16 protein-coding genes are annotated in these 14,755 nt (G+C 37.1%); 6 read left to right on the top strand and 10 right to left on the bottom strand.

What is annotated here, in order from left to right:
• The first annotated feature begins 16 nt into the window (after positions 1-16).
• Entirely contained in the window at positions 17-454 is a 438-nt protein-coding gene (locus tag JWG41_RS12105; protein ID WP_205270194.1) for a bacteriohemerythrin, read from the top strand.
• A 24-nt stretch (positions 455-478) separates the two neighbouring features.
• Here the strand turns inward: JWG41_RS12105 and JWG41_RS12110 are convergent, their stop codons facing one another.
• The 6 genes from JWG41_RS12110 to JWG41_RS12135 all read right to left on the bottom strand — a co-directional run bounded on the left by JWG41_RS12110 (position 479) and on the right by JWG41_RS12135 (position 4,333).
• A complete protein-coding gene (locus tag JWG41_RS12110; RefSeq protein ID WP_205270195.1) occupies positions 479-892 on the bottom strand; it encodes a hypothetical protein in 414 nt (137 codons plus the stop codon).
• Positions 893-1,039: 147 nt separating this feature from the next.
• Positions 1,040-1,447: a heme-copper oxidase family protein gene (locus JWG41_RS12115; protein WP_205270196.1), complete on the bottom strand. Its 408-nt coding sequence runs from the start codon at positions 1,445-1,447 to the stop codon at positions 1,040-1,042.
• Positions 1,448-1,451: 4 nt separating this feature from the next.
• A complete protein-coding gene (locus JWG41_RS12120) occupies positions 1,452-1,865 on the bottom strand; it encodes a hypothetical protein (RefSeq protein ID WP_205270197.1) in 414 nt (137 codons plus the stop codon).
• Positions 1,866-1,888: 23 nt separating this feature from the next.
• A complete protein-coding gene (locus JWG41_RS12125; RefSeq protein WP_205270198.1) occupies positions 1,889-2,371 on the bottom strand; it encodes a hypothetical protein in 483 nt (160 codons plus the stop codon).
• A 15-nt stretch (positions 2,372-2,386) separates the two neighbouring features.
• Entirely contained in the window at positions 2,387-3,784 is a 1,398-nt protein-coding gene (locus JWG41_RS12130) for an OmpP1/FadL family transporter (protein ID WP_205270199.1), read from the bottom strand.
• Between the two features lie 45 nt (positions 3,785-3,829).
• Positions 3,830-4,333, bottom strand: coding sequence for a hypothetical protein (locus JWG41_RS12135; protein ID WP_205270200.1), 504 nt, complete (start codon positions 4,331-4,333; stop codon positions 3,830-3,832).
• A 127-nt stretch (positions 4,334-4,460) separates the two neighbouring features.
• On the opposite strand from JWG41_RS12135, the gene JWG41_RS12140 reads away from it, so the two are divergent.
• A complete protein-coding gene (locus tag JWG41_RS12140; RefSeq protein WP_205270201.1) occupies positions 4,461-5,714 on the top strand; it encodes a U32 family peptidase C-terminal domain-containing protein in 1,254 nt (417 codons plus the stop codon).
• Positions 5,715-6,012: 298 nt separating this feature from the next.
• Positions 6,013-6,879, top strand: coding sequence for a DUF4349 domain-containing protein (locus tag JWG41_RS12145; protein ID WP_205270202.1), 867 nt, complete (start codon positions 6,013-6,015; stop codon positions 6,877-6,879).
• Positions 6,880-6,963: 84 nt separating this feature from the next.
• Here JWG41_RS12145 and JWG41_RS12150 read toward each other — a convergent pair whose 3' ends face one another.
• Together JWG41_RS12150 and JWG41_RS12155 are read right to left on the bottom strand one after the other, a co-directional pair.
• Positions 6,964-7,389, bottom strand: coding sequence for a hypothetical protein (locus JWG41_RS12150; protein ID WP_205270203.1), 426 nt, complete (start codon positions 7,387-7,389; stop codon positions 6,964-6,966).
• 152 nt (positions 7,390-7,541) lie between these two features.
• Complete coding sequence (locus tag JWG41_RS12155; RefSeq protein WP_205270204.1) at positions 7,542-7,991, bottom strand: hypothetical protein; 450 nt, start codon at positions 7,989-7,991, stop codon at positions 7,542-7,544.
• A gap of 191 nt (positions 7,992-8,182) precedes the next feature.
• Between JWG41_RS12155 and JWG41_RS12160 the strand changes: the two genes are divergently transcribed.
• Entirely contained in the window at positions 8,183-10,177 is a 1,995-nt protein-coding gene (locus tag JWG41_RS12160) for a methyl-accepting chemotaxis protein (RefSeq protein ID WP_205270205.1), read from the top strand.
• A 20-nt stretch (positions 10,178-10,197) separates the two neighbouring features.
• Here JWG41_RS12160 and JWG41_RS12165 read toward each other — a convergent pair whose 3' ends face one another.
• Together JWG41_RS12165 and JWG41_RS12170 are read right to left on the bottom strand one after the other, a co-directional pair.
• Positions 10,198-10,806 carry a hypothetical protein gene (locus tag JWG41_RS12165; RefSeq protein WP_205270206.1) on the bottom strand — a complete coding sequence of 203 codons (609 nt, stop codon included), beginning with the start codon at positions 10,804-10,806 and terminating at the stop codon, positions 10,198-10,200.
• Entirely contained in the window at positions 10,803-11,918 is a 1,116-nt protein-coding gene (locus tag JWG41_RS12170) for a WG repeat-containing protein (RefSeq protein WP_232373967.1), read from the bottom strand. The genes JWG41_RS12165 and JWG41_RS12170 overlap by 4 nt, the downstream gene beginning before the upstream one ends.
• A gap of 262 nt (positions 11,919-12,180) precedes the next feature.
• On the opposite strand from JWG41_RS12170, the gene JWG41_RS12175 reads away from it, so the two are divergent.
• Together JWG41_RS12175 and JWG41_RS12180 are read left to right on the top strand one after the other, a co-directional pair.
• A complete protein-coding gene (locus tag JWG41_RS12175; protein ID WP_205270208.1) occupies positions 12,181-14,043 on the top strand; it encodes a gamma-glutamyltransferase family protein in 1,863 nt (620 codons plus the stop codon).
• A 10-nt stretch (positions 14,044-14,053) separates the two neighbouring features.
• Positions 14,054-14,722 carry a response regulator gene (locus JWG41_RS12180; RefSeq protein WP_205270209.1) on the top strand — a complete coding sequence of 223 codons (669 nt, stop codon included), beginning with the start codon at positions 14,054-14,056 and terminating at the stop codon, positions 14,720-14,722.
• Positions 14,723-14,755 lie beyond the last annotated feature (33 nt).

Below are 14,755 nucleotides of genomic sequence, written 5' to 3' on the forward strand. Positions count from 1 at the left end.
GAACGAGGTTCTTCTCATGATAACAAATTGGGATTCGAAATATGAAACAAATATCTCAGAGATTGATTCTCAACATAAAAAACTCTTTCGTTTGATCAATAACATTGAAGTAGTTTATGATGAAAACAAACACCACCTTTCTGGAAAATCGAAGATATTGTTAGAAGCTGTTTCTGAACTAGAGGATTATACACTTAGTCATTTTTTAATTGAAGAACGTGTGATGGAGTTAAACCAATATCCCGGTCTTGAAGCACATATTTTACAACATAATAAGTTTACAGATAAAATTTTAGAGTTAAAGAACCGATTGAATCAAGGGGATTTACTTTCCAATGATGATTTGTTGGATGTTTTCTTTAAGGATTTAATCGATTTTTTGCGTGCATGGCTTACCAATCATATTCTGAAGGAAGATCTAGATTATAAACCATTCATAAAGTTTAGTATATAATATACTTTTCTGAATCTACTTGGTTCATTGAAAATATAAAGAATATCGAGATATTGTTTCGATAAGATTTGATTTTGCTTTTTTGGCTAAATCAATATCGTTTCCTTTCATGATTTGCACTTCTTCTAATAGTAAATTTATATATTTATGTAATTCCTCATGACCTTGCCCTGACATTGTACAAGAAGATTGAATTTCATTGATAATGGATATGATTTGATCAGCTTGCTTATGGTATTCTTCTATTGACTCATCAGAATTTGCATGGTGAAATTGTTCGTCCATTTTCTGAAATCCCAACCTTGTTGATTTGTCTGTCATCCAAGGTTTACCATTGTTTAGTTCTGGAAGTTTTGAGCCCGTATGTTCATGGCATGAGAAGGAAATGATGAACAATAGAAAAATACAACCATTGAAAATAGATTGGAAAAACTTCATGAAACAAACTACCAGCCTTGTCTCAGGAAAAAATTGATCTAAATCAAGAACGAAATTTTTTTTGATAAAAAAGGTATCCGTTCTCTGTTAGGGGATCGTCTTCTATTTCTCATATATCTGGGAAAAATTCGTATTTTAAGAATCAACCTAGGTATAGGAAATTGTTCTCACCCAAGTTAATTTGATAAATATGACTAAACCAAAAAAGATGAGAATTTTTCCGAGTAGAGCCAATGGATCGAATGGAATGATAAACTTTGCGATAAAATACAAAATCAAACCAAGATTGTAACTATAGAATATCACCCATGCTTGCCAAGTGGCGCCCCTGGGACGTTCCAATAGAAACTTAGGAAACATCCAATAGGCAGTTCCCATGATGAGTTGAATGAAAAATCCCCAGATAAGAATGGTATAATGGAAAGGTAATAAATTCCAAATTCTTGGATCCAAAAAAATGGCTTTGTTTACCATGATGATAGCACCGAGGGAAGAACCAAAGATTAAGTAAATCAAAGAAACTCGTATCAACCAAATGGATTGTATGGGAAGCATTGTTTTATCTTTTCCCTTGTGGTTCTAATCTTGGCCAAATTTCGAAAACAAAACAAAGGATTCCTAGAAACTGTAAACAGATGGAACTAAGAAATGGTAAAACTACGAGTTCTTTATTTCCATAAATAAAAGGTTCTGAAAAGATACGAAAACATAGACCTAGGTTTAAACAAAAATAGGCCGCCCAAGCAAGATTTGATCCATTTTTGGGACTAGGATTTTTTCCCTTAGGATACATCCAAAGAGAAACTCCCATAATGATTTGAGTGATCCATCCAAGAGCGATCATATGCCAATAAACAGGCATTAAATGAATTTCCCACCTTGCGCCTGGAAATTCGGAGACAGCATAGACGAGAATGCCAAATAACAGATACACCATTCCCGATTTGATAAAGTATCTTGAAATTTTTGGCATTTGAATTCTGTTTTTAGTTTAGATTATTTTTCTTCAGACTCAACTTCAATTTTATAACTGGCATGACAAGCGATACAATTGCGTGTGAGTACATCCATTTCTCCCAGCAAGGTATGGACATCTTGTTTTTTTCGAATTTTCGCAGCAATCTCATCGAATTTTTCATGAGTGCCAAATCCTAATTTTTTAAATTCAACGGGGAGTTTCAAGAGAATGGTTTTTTCTTGGTGTTCTAAACTGGCAACAAGCCCCATACCCACAGCATCGGCGGCTTTCGCTGCACCTTCATAGTCTTTGGCCGCAAGTCCACTGATCATTCCATTCACTGATGTGAGTAGGGCTCTCATTTCTGTAAGGACTAGTTGTCGTTCTGCTGGTGTTAAATGGATTGCCGTTCGATTATCTAGAGAACGACTCGTACTACCAAAGTAAAAAAAATATCCAAGTGTGATGATTGTGACAAACCAAAGTGCGATTGCAATTTTTCCAATAGATTTTGAATTCATAATATCCTTCCTATATTAAATCAATTGTTCCATTCCAAGATATATACTAAATACGTTCATTTGTTTTTGATAAGAAAACTGAAATGGATGAACTTCTGTACTAGAAAAAACAGAATGCGATAACGTCCAGTCTGAAGTTTTTCCACCGTATGTTTTTTTAGGAAATCCATATTCACAAGCAATGTGGAATGTGGTATCATTCCAGGAGATACTTCCTCCAAGCGAAACATGGTGTTCAATACTGGCACCTAACATGGGACTGACACCGCTAGCAGGAATGATGTTTTTTCCATAACTATATCCCATTCGACTGACATAACGATCATTCCACTTGTATTCAGCTCCCAAGGCAAAAATAGTTTGGTTTTTCCAATTTAGGTTGAATTGAAAGTTGTTGGTTTCCACTCCAATGGGTGTTCTCATCCAAACATCTTCTAATCGAAACTTACTGGAATTAAAACTCTCTGACCAAGGAATGTATTTTATATCAAAGTCGATGAGAAATCGATCCGTTCTATAGGAAATTCCAACAGCATGTTTGTCTGGCCAAATCATATATCGAGAGACTCTTGTGCCAAAGGATCTTTCGGGTGAGTATCCATCGATCTTCATGGTTCCGTCCATTGGCAAAAGATTTCTTGTTGTATAGGAATAAGCCACTCGGATGTTTTCTGTTATATCATAAGATGTTCCAATTTTTCCTCCCATGGTATAAGCAGAATCACTTTGGTAACGAATTCCGCCGGGAATGGTAAGGCTTCTTGTTTCATCTTGGTAAGTTCTTTTGAGTTCCATAAACCCATAAACAAGATCAATCCCAGCACCTATCGCAAAATTCCCCCGTTTGTATCCGGCACCAAACGTTGATTTCATGGTCATAAATCTAAAATTTAGATCTTCCACCGCTTTTGTACTTTCTCCAATGATGGGAATGTTGAGACCAAAGGTTTCGTTTAATGTCCTTCCATCAGGTGTGTGTCGTTTGATATTCTTAAACTGACCACCGCCTCCGCCTTGTGCATACAAAGCAAAACCAATGCTAATATTTTCTGTTACAGGTTTGATGACACCGATATAAGGCAGGACTGCTTTTGGATGTTCTACTGTGGAGTTTCTGTAAGAACGACTCGGATCGGCATCTATATATTCATCGTTATATGCGATACTTGGCAAATGAATCGCGGAACCTAACTCCCATTTGGTCCTTTTGGTTCTCGCTAAATGAGAAGGGTTTGATTCCAAATCCATCACCGATCCACCAACAGCTTGGAAGGCTCCCCCCATCCCGGCTTGTCTGGCACCAAAGGCTGGTTGCATGATTCCATGAAAGGCCTCGAGATCTGTGTCCGAAAACCGAGGTCCAAGGATTAGAATCAGAATCATTAAATAAATGTAAGTGCGACTCAGAATCATTTGTTTAAAGGAAAGAGTCCGGTCTACGATGTCAAGGGGATAAAACTAAGGAAAAAACGAAAATCCTCTAGAGACCAAAATTCCAAAGACCGCAATCGTAACAGAGATCAGTAGATTGAACCTTCCAAAGAAAGCCGAGGTTTTCCTGTACCTTTCGTGGCGAAGGGGATCGGTAGCTAAGTAAACAAAGGTTTTGGGACCTGTTACAAAGTCATGATACAAAGAAGATAAAAATAAAACGGTAAATAAACCAATTTTGGTTATAAACATCAAACCAATGTTAGATGTCCATAGTCCCCGACCTGATTCAAAATGAAAAAAACCTTTCTCATACAATAATCCTATTCCAGAAAGAACAAAAATCAAAAAAATAAAGTAAGATATGTTTCTAAATTGTAAGGCGGTGAGTTGTAATAACTTCAATTTCAGATTTTTGAATTCTGGATTTCGTATGACCGGCATAACTACAATCACATAAAAAATCATTCCACCGATCCAAATCATCGCGGAGAAAATATGAAGAATTAAAAAGGTAAAGTAAGAGAACATGATTTCTAAAGAATAGAATCTACTGATTTGTTTGTCGTTTCCTTTTTTTAATTTTAGAAACGATCTAAAAATCTAATGTATATTTTTCTTTTTTGAAAAAGTGAATTCTTTTGGGATGGGAAATAGTATGTCGCAACTTAGAAAAATTCCAGAATTGTTATTACCTGCCGGAAGTTTAGATAAATTAGAAATTGCTTATTTATATGGTGCGGATGCCGCGTATTGTGGTGTGCCTAGGTTTTCGTTACGTGCTAGAGAAAATGATTTTACCATGGAGGCTTTGGATGCAGGAGTGAGTCTCGCAAGAAAACTCGGTAAAAAAATTTACTTCACAGTGAATAACATTCCAAGGAATTCAAAACTTCCATCCTATCCTAAATACTTAGACCAGATGGCTGCATTAAAACCAGATGCTTTCATCATGGCAGATCCTGGACTCATCCTCATTACCAAAGAAGCTCATCCGGAAATTGACATTCATATTTCTGTCCAAGCGAACACAATGAACTATGCGGCTGTCAAATTTTGGAAAGAATTTGGAGCCACTCGTGTGATCTTATCCCGTGAAGTGTCGATTTCGGAAATTGCCGAAATTAAAGATAAAGTTCCTGATATGGAAATTGAAGTGTTTGTGCATGGCTCCATTTGTATTGCTCATAGTGGTCGTTGTTTTATGAGTAATTATTTTAAAAAACGGGATGCCAACCAAGGTTCTTGTAATAACGCCTGTCGTGATTTGTATCAAGTTTTTGTGACCAACCCCAAACAAAATGAAGAACCTATGGAACTCGTCACCGACGAGGAAGGAACATTCTTAATGAATTCCAAAGACCTACGTGCGATTGAATTCTTGCAAGAGTTATGTGATGCAGGAGTGGATTCCGTTAAAGTAGAAGGTCGTACTAAAAATGATTATTATGTGGGAATGGTGGCTCGCAGTTATCGTCATACCTTAGATAGGATCGCACGTGGAGAAAGTTTTGATAGGAAGTGGTTGGAAGAACTAGATAAAGTGTCTTCTAGAAAATACTTCTCTGGTTTTTTAACACGCGGTATGGAGGACCGAATCCCAGAGGAAGAAAGAGATTTCCAAAACAATGAATTAGGAACGAGTTTGTATATGAGTCAAAAGTATGCGGGGTTAGTCAAAGAATATAAACCCGATACCCATCGTATCGTCATTGAAGTCAAAAATAAAATCCAAAAAGGGGATGTCATGGAAGTGATCACAGCTTCCGATCCGAATGCATTGTCGTTTACTGTGGATCAGATATTTTATAAAGAAAAACCTGTGGAAGTGATTAGTGGGGGAATGGGGATCGTTGAGTTGGAAGTTCCTTTTGTCATTCCTTCCCAGTCGTTTTTAAGTAAAAAGTTATAAAAGAGAAATAGTGGAATCAAAATATGTTTCGTCTCCGCTGGTTCGATGGTTGTAATCCGTTTCTCGCGTCACCTGCGAAAGGGATTGTAGCGTAAATCCTGCAATGCAATAGAAGTTAGGTGGGGGGATACGAAAACTTAAAAATAATCCTTCTGTTGCTTTGCAGATTGGAGCGGAAAGCCCGGTCCCGCGCCTAAAGGTGCGGGATTCGCCCCGAGATTTAAACTTCTTTTCCATTGAGAATCTGTCTAAAGAGAACTGTTAAGTTACTATAGAAATAAGTAGGTAAGGATTTTTTGTGAGAAATAAATTAATCTTTTTAATTTTCGTACTGTTTGTATTCCTCCTGCAATGTGGAAAAGAATCCAACGTTGAAAGTACGGCTCCAGCAGAAGTGGGACTAATGTCCGATGATGTGGCAATGGAGAAAAAAATATCTCCGAGTGCGGCGAGAGCGGAAGGAAACGTTGAACCACCCACAGTCGAGAACCAACTGGGACAAGTATTTGTTCCTATCCAAAATACTTCCGAACGATTGCTCGAATACCAAGTCCAGTTGAGTTATCAAACCCAAAACTTAATCAAAACAAGAAAGGACATCCTTGGTTTTATCACCAAATACGGGTTTATCGAAAGTAGTTCCGCTGTGAATGCAGATTCTCCTTATATGAGTTTACGAATTCGTATAAGGTCTGAAAAACTTTATGAGGCACTGATTGAATTGGATAGTTATGGAGTCTTGTTGAATGAAGATATTTCCACTGTCGATCATACAGAAGGAATGGTTTGGCAAAAGATCAAATCCAACCGAGAAAAGATTCGTTTGGGACGACGTACAAATGCAAACAATCAAACAACCAGTAATTCTAAAAACTGGCAAGCGATTGAAGAAGCCATCACCGATAGCGAAAACAATTTGGACCAGTCCGAACATGAGATTTGGAAAATAAAAGACCGGGTCAAATGGGCCACATTGAGTATCAATTTCTCAAGTCCTATCCCTCCAGATAAAATTCAAGTTCCCATCTATAAAAACGCATTCATAGGAATCCTAAATGTATTTTTGGAATTAACCTATTATATCATTTGGATGGTTCCCTTTCTAATCCTTGCAGGTATTTTATACCTTCCTTTGAAAAAGATTTATAAATACTTTAGGAAGTAATCAAGAGAACCATAGAACGCAACATAACAACTAAAGATTATGTTTTTTTAGTTGTTATCGTTCTCGCCTTCTTCGTTTGGTTTTTTAATTACAACTTCCGGAAGAGAGATTGAATTGTTTTTTCTCTTCTGGATCTGAGATGGTTTTTCCATAATCACTTTGTAGTTTGAAACAACCCATTCGATTTTGTTTATCTGATTTTTGAAAACAATCACAAACAGCAGAAACCTTTTCTTGTGTGGTTAGCTGAGTGTTGGTTTCGGGAATGCCAGCTAATTCTTGTTCGCATTTTTGTAGGGAGTTGATGTAGGATTCATAAGATTTGGATCCTTTTTTCAATGCGGTCACATGTTTTTCTCGTTTGGTTAAACAATCTTTTTTATCGGCTTCTTGGTTTGAGGCCTTTGCCTTTTTTAAACAATCACAAAGTTCCGTAGCTTTGGTTTTTGGATTGGCAATAAGCACTGTTGTACATAAAAATAAAATACAAACAAGGATTCGTTTTTTCATTCCGGTGATTGTATCTTTTGTGATTGGAAGTCAAGGAGGTTTTGGTTCTCTATTTAGAGAACAAGATTCATCTTAAAAAAAGGCAAAGCCCGAATGATGGAATTCGGTATTCCTTTGCCTTAAAAAATATTTTTATCTAATTTCTTATCCAGTTAAACCGAATAACTTCTGATCCATGATTCTGATTTTTCGGGATCGTCAAAAAAATGTTCGGAATCCTTTCCAAACCGGCTTTCGTATTCGTTTATTTTATAACTGTCATGGTGGCAATGGACAGCGGCCAAACATTCGCTTTCGTTTTCGGATGTTAGTTTTAATTCTTTTGCTTCTTCAAATAAATCCAAATACCCAATCCTCCAATTGTAGCGGCTGAGTAGAAGTGGGATTATGTCCCGATACGATTTGTGCGCCGAGACTGAGGCCGGATTTAAACCATGTAAGTTCACAAAGATTTTAAATTTTGTTCCCGGGGGTAGATCCGCAAACGTTTTGTCCAAACTTTGTTTCCATTCAGAAACATCGGTCTCTGTTACAGTTCCCGATAGGCGAGTGGTGATAAGGTTTGTTTGTCTTTCCCATTGAGTATAGATTTCAGGTTTCATACAAATTTGACTTACGGATTAATCCGTAATTTTCAAAAAATGATATTTTTTATAAGAATGATTCTAGGTAGGTAGGTAGGTTGCCAAAAAAACCATGGTTCCTAATCCTTACTAATGGGTGTAGTGATTGGTTCTAAAAAGAAACAGATACAACGAATCACAAGCAATCGAAGGAAGTTTGGGAAAAATTTATGCAACGTAATTCTATCAAGTTCATATTGTTATTGAGTGGAGCTTCCATTCTTTTTGTCATCAGCACTTTGGTGGGAACCGTTGCTTATTATTTCGGACAAAAAAAAATCCAAGAAGCTTATATAGGACAAATGCAAGGGACTGTAGCAATTGTTGGACAGTCCATCAATGATTTTTTTGTGAGTCATGTCAATGTGATCAAAACAGTGGCCAATGACCAAAGAACGATTGCATCCATAAAAACTGGAAAACCCATTGCTCAATCTTATTATAAAGAACTTACCGATCTTTATAAAGTTTATGAAAATATTTATACACATACTTATGATAATGACCCACGTGTAGTCTCCGACGCTACAGGGCAAGCCATCGGATGGAAAATGAAACCGGAAGATATGGACCCTGCCGAACTCGTAGCTGGTAAAGAAAAAAGACATTTTGTTGGGAAACCAATTCTAAATCCCCTTACGAATAATCCGGTCGCAACCATTACTTATCCTGTGTATGATAATGGAAAGTTAATTGGAAATTCTGGGATCGCACTTTCGTTAATTGATCTAACTGATTTAGTAATTAATAAAATCAAAATTGGTCGCGAGGGTTATGTGGTAGTTTCCACAACGGCTGGACTACTCATTGCACTAAAAGACAAAAAGCAGATACTGAAGTATGATTTGTCTAAAGATGAGTCAGGTGCCCGTATGTTGGCTTTGAAAACTGGTGAAGTTCTGGAATTTGATTATTTAGAGAAAGAACATCTTGCTGTAAGTTATCAGTTAAAAGAGTGGGGGATTATCATTCTTGCAATCCAACCAAAAGAAGAAATCAAAGAAGCTCTTTTTGATTTAATGACTACTATTGTCATTTCTTCTATTATCATCGCTTTAATATCGATTTGGTTATTATATATTTTACTCAGCAAACGATTGAATCCACTGGAAGACGTAAGTAATATTTTTAAAGCTATGTCCGACGGAGATCTAACTTCCTCTATTAAAGTTGTTTATGATGATGAAATTGGACGTATGGGCCAAGGACTCAATACCTTCATTGCCAGTCTTAGAAAATCTTTTGAAGAGATTCAACGAATTACAATCGAACTAGCAGCATCATCGGAAGAATTAACTTCTTCTTCTAATAACTTTGCAACGGGCGCGCAGTCTACGGCAGCCTCTTCGGAAGAGATGTCTGCAACCGTGGAAGAAATGTCTGCGGGAATGGATCATATTGCTGCCTCCACAGAAAGGCAGTTTGGAAACTTTGCCAACTTCCATGCAAAGATTAGAGAACTTTCAGAAAGTATTCGTAAAATTGGATCTGAAATTGAAAGCACACTGAAGTTAGCGGAATCCATTTCTGACCAAGCCAAAAAGGGGGAAGAGTCCATCCAAGGCATGAGCCAAATGATTGAAAACATCCTTCATTCCTCAGGCGAAATGACAGCCATCATTCAGATCATCAATGAAATCTCTGACCAAACCCAGTTGTTAGCTTTGAATGCTGCCATTGAAGCAGCTAGAGCTGGTGATGCGGGAAGAGGATTTGCTGTGGTTGCTGATGAAATTTCTAAACTCTCAGAAAAAACTGCCTCTTCTATCAAATCCATTGGAACCATGATTACTAAAAACAATCGGGAATTGGATTCCGGTGCTAACGCCATTCGTTCTTCTGCCGAAATGTTGCACAACATCATTCAAAATGTGGAAACAGTGAGTTCCGCAATGAACAAATTATATTCTGTCACTTCTGCACAAGAGTCCATCAAACGAGATGTAGACGAAGGTGCAGAAAAAATGGGAATGGATGCGGAGACAATCAAACTTTCCACCAATGAACAAAAAAGAGCGGTGAGGGAAATTTCTGATGTCATCATCCAAATCAACGAACACACGTTAAGTACTGCTTCTGGTTCGGAGGAGATGTCTTCTTCTGCACAAAACTTAGCATCAACGGCTGAGATTTTGAAAGGGATCACCGAACGATTTAAGTTGTAATCTTTGGTTTGTATTAAGATTTATTTGGGATTGATTTTGACTGTATTTACAATCGATTTGATCTCAAATAATATTGGTTCAAAGTTGTCGTAGGTAAAGCCGGTTCCTATAAAATAAAAAGTTTCTTTTTGTGGGAAAATCCAAGCAGCCGAGGCAACTTTGATTTCGTTTTTATTTTCATCAAATATGGAATAAGAAAAAAGTGTAAACCCGGCCAGTTGTCCGTTAATTCGAACTGTTTTTGGTTCCACAATGTAGTCAAAATTGTTTAATTGAAAAAATAAGGGCGAAAGAAATTTTCGAAATGCAGTCGGAATATTTTTAAAATCTAAATTACTATTTTGAATTTTAATATTCAATGTTGGTAATAAATCCCCTGATTCAGGATCTCCCTTCCGAATAGAATAAAAAGGAATTTCCGAATTCTCTCGCACATACTTAGTAAGTGCTTCCGAACTATAATTGATGCGATTGAGATTTTCTAAAAACTCATTGGAAGAAGTCTGGTTCCAGTCTTTTGGAATCTCTATGGAGAATCCAATCGATTTTAGTTCCACTAACTTTGTTGGTTCTGCTGTAAGATTTGTTACGAGAACAATAGATATGATTAAATAATGAATGAATTTCATTTTTGTATACAATCTCTTACATTGATAATACCCCATCTTCCATTCAAAGAATATCCAATGATTCCATCATGATAAGAATTCAGGTCTTCAAAAATAGGAGGGACTAACCATTCCGCATTTGTATTGATAAATCCTCTTTTTTCATTTTCTCTGACTACTGCAATTCCATTGGAAAAAGAATGAATGGAACTAAATTTGGGTTCCAATAGATATTTTCCCTGTTTGTTAATGATTCCGTATTGATTGTTGATTTCAACTACAGCATAACCTTCTTCAAAGTCATATTCTGAATCGTAAATTGGTTCGATGATTACATTTCCTGCCTGATCAAGAAAACCCCACTTTCCGTTGAGTTTAAATCGAACCAATCCTTCGTGAAAGAGGCCCAAATATTCATAATTAGGTGGAATGATAACTTTGAAATTAGAATCCATCATTCCCGTTTTTTCATAACGTTGGAAAGCGACACTTCCTTCATAATAAGTATTTTTGATTTCGTATTCATCATGAACAAATTTCTTTTCTACGCCTTTGTTGCTTACTAGGCCTTGGTGTTCATCTCGTTTGAAAATGGCCCAATTTTCGTATAATGGACTCAAATAATCATACTTAGGTGGTACGATGAATTTTCCTTTGGTATCGATGATTCCAAATTTTCCTGCCTGTTTGACCAGTGCTGATCCATTTCGAAAGAGAAAAGCATCCTCAAAATAAAGATCACCAAGTAGATTTCCTTTTTTATCTATATATCCTTTTGGATCTGTTCTGCTCTCTCCATCTCGATAGACAGCATGCCCATTAACAAAGTCACTTGCGAATGAAAGTTGAAATATAAATACCGTTTTATCGTCCGTATCGATAAAACCAAATTTTCCATTTTTCTTTGCTCGAATCCAATTTTCTGAAACCTGGGATACATATTCATAAATAGGAAAGTGGATTTTGATTTTAGGATTTTTTGAACCTATATAGGAAAAAGTTTTGTCTTCGAATGCAGTGGAAGTGAGTATGAAACTAAAATCACAACCATGGAAGGTTGGGTTTTCTTTTTTTGGTAATGTAGTGCAAGAGAGAAGTGCTGTGAGTGCAATCAGGGAGTAAGTTTGTTTCATAGAAACGATCATAAATACAATGTTAGTTTATGATTTATTAATCGCAAAGTAATTTTTATATAGCTAAAATATCCAAGTCAATGTAAGTTCATTTAGTTTGTCGTTATGCGATAGATCCACGCCCCGGATCGCAGCGGAAATCCTTTGTGAAACAAAGATTGCAGCGTAGAGCCGGAAAGGGCGCCCACAGATATGTAAAAAATAGTTCGACATAAAATCAAAATTTGCCATAGTTTTTATCAAATTGTAGTTTGAGGATTCCATGGCAAATTCACTAAAGATTTTTTTCTCTCTGGCTTTTTCCATTTTTCTATTTCAATGTTTGGGAAGTCGTCGGCCACTGGTTCCTTCTTATGTGGATCCTCAAGGTAGTCTGCGTGATGCTGCCGTTGGACAAAAGTTTATGGTCTCCACGGGGAATCCTTTGGCCACAACGGCTGCGATCAAAGTTTTGGAAAGTGGTGGAAATGCAGTTGATGCGGCAGTAGCAGCACTCCTTGTCTTAAACGTAACCAATGGAGAAGCCGCTAGTTTTCCTTCCGTTGCACCAACATTAGTTTATGATAAAAAATCAGGACAAGTCAAAAGTTATATAGGAGCTGGGACAGCACCAAAAAAAGCAAACATCGAATGGTTTCAAGAGAAAGGTTATGATGTGATGCCAAAAAATTCTATTTTGACTCAGTTGTTACCGGCATCTCCCGACGTCATTGTACGCCTGTTACAAGATCATGGAACCAAATCTTTTTCCGACCTTGTGCAACCAGCCATTACTGTCGCAGAAGAAGGATTTCCTGCCAATCGAATCCTCGTAAAAAACTTAGACTTACCTTTATATAAACGTTTAGGTTTTACATTGATTATGCCATACAACTCGGAAGTATATCTTGAAAAAAAATGGTGGTATGGAATTCGAGAAGGAGAACTCACCAAACGATTGGATTTGGCAAAAACATGGAAGTCCATGGCAAATGAAGAAATACTATCTTTAAAAAAAGGAAAGACCAGGAAACAAGCATTAGAATCGGTAAGAGATTATTTTTATAAAGGCCCTATTTCTGATGCCATTGTAAAACTACATACGGATAAAGAGGGTCTGATTACGAAAGAAGATTTGGCAAACTATTCCGGCGGTTGGGAAAAACCAGTTTCTGGTGAGTTTCGAGATTACCAAATTTTATCAAACCAAACTTGGACACAAGGTCCAGTGGTACCTATGGTTTTGCAATTGTTAGATGGTGTTGATCTAAAGTCAATGGGTCATAACTCCCCGGAATACATCCACACAGTGGCGCAAGCGATTGAACTTGTCGTTGCCGATAGGGAAAGGTATTTTGGAGATCCAAAATTTGTAGATGTTCCGATTGATGGTTTACTTTCCAAAAAATATGCGAACCTCAGACGAAAATTGATTCAAAAAGATGCCTTTGGAGTGACTCCTCCTTTTGGAAATCCTTGGGAGTTTGATACAAAGAAACCAAACTCCTCTAATATACAACCTAACGAAACAAAGGAACAAACGGTTGGTGAAATTAAATATGGTAAAGACACTACTTATTTGAGTATTGTGGATGGAACTGGGAATGCCGTTTCTCTCACACCGAGTGATTTTCCTCAATCACCTATGGTTCCAGGTACTGGACTCACGTTAGGCATTCGTATGACACAATTTCGTTTGGATCCAAATCATCCTTCTGCCCTCGTTCCAGGAAAACGACCACGGATCACACCCAATCCGGGAATGGTATTAAAACAAGGAAAGTTATGGATGAGTTTTGGAACACCGGGTGGGGATGTGCAAAGCCAAGCGATGATTCAATTTTTTTTGAATGTTGTCGTTTTTGGAATGGATCCACAAAAGGCAGTAGAGGCACCTAGGTTTCGTTCGGTGAACTGGCCGGATAGTTTTTCACCACATAGTTACAGACCTGGTGGAATTGAATTGGAAGAGTCTCTTTATACGACAATTTCTGATTCATTAAAAACAAAGGGATACAAAGTATATAAAAAAGGACATCTGGACAATGATCTCGGTTCCATCTGTGCTGTGTTAAATGATATCAAATCTAAAAAATTGATTGGAGTGGCCGACCCTAGAGAAGAGTCCTGGGCCGAAGGAAAATAAACTTTCACTAATGACAAAAATACTTCTAATCGAAGATGAACCAGGGATTCAAGAAACCATCCAAATTACTTTGGAGTCGGAAGGATTTATTGTTTCTGTGGCCTCCACTGGAAAACAGGGGATAGAAAAAGTTTCTAGTGAGATCTCTCTGATCGTGCTTGATATTGGATTACCTGATCAAAATGGATTTGAAGTTCTAAAAGAAATTCGAAAAACGTTTCAAACACCTGTTATCTTCTTAACGGCACGAAATACGGAGATTGATAAGGTTCTCGGACTTGAAATTGGGGCAGATGATTATATGGTAAAACCATTTAGTCCGAGGGAGCTTTTAGCAAGAATCCGTGCCATCTTAAGACGAAGTACACAAACTCAAACTTTGGAAGATCATAAATTTAGGATTTCCTTAGATAAGAAGTTGGTTTATTTTAATGGGAAAACATTGAACCTTTCCCCTTATGAATACAAAACGATGGAACTATTTTTTAAATGGCCCGGTCGTATTTTTACTAGAGAAGAAATTATGGACAGTGTTTGGACAGAACCAGAAGATAGTTTCGATCGCGCCGTGGATACTGTCATTAAAAACATCCGCGCCAGGTTTAAAGAAATTGAAAATGACTTCGACCCCATTGAAACAAGAAGGGGACAAGGTTATGGATTGAAGGAAAAAATATGAACCTTTGGATTCGAATCATCGTTAGTTTTTTTT

It is taken from the genome of Leptospira chreensis, assembly GCF_016919165.1.
GTDB classification, from domain to species: Bacteria; Spirochaetota; Leptospiria; order Leptospirales; family Leptospiraceae; genus Leptospira_A; species Leptospira_A chreensis.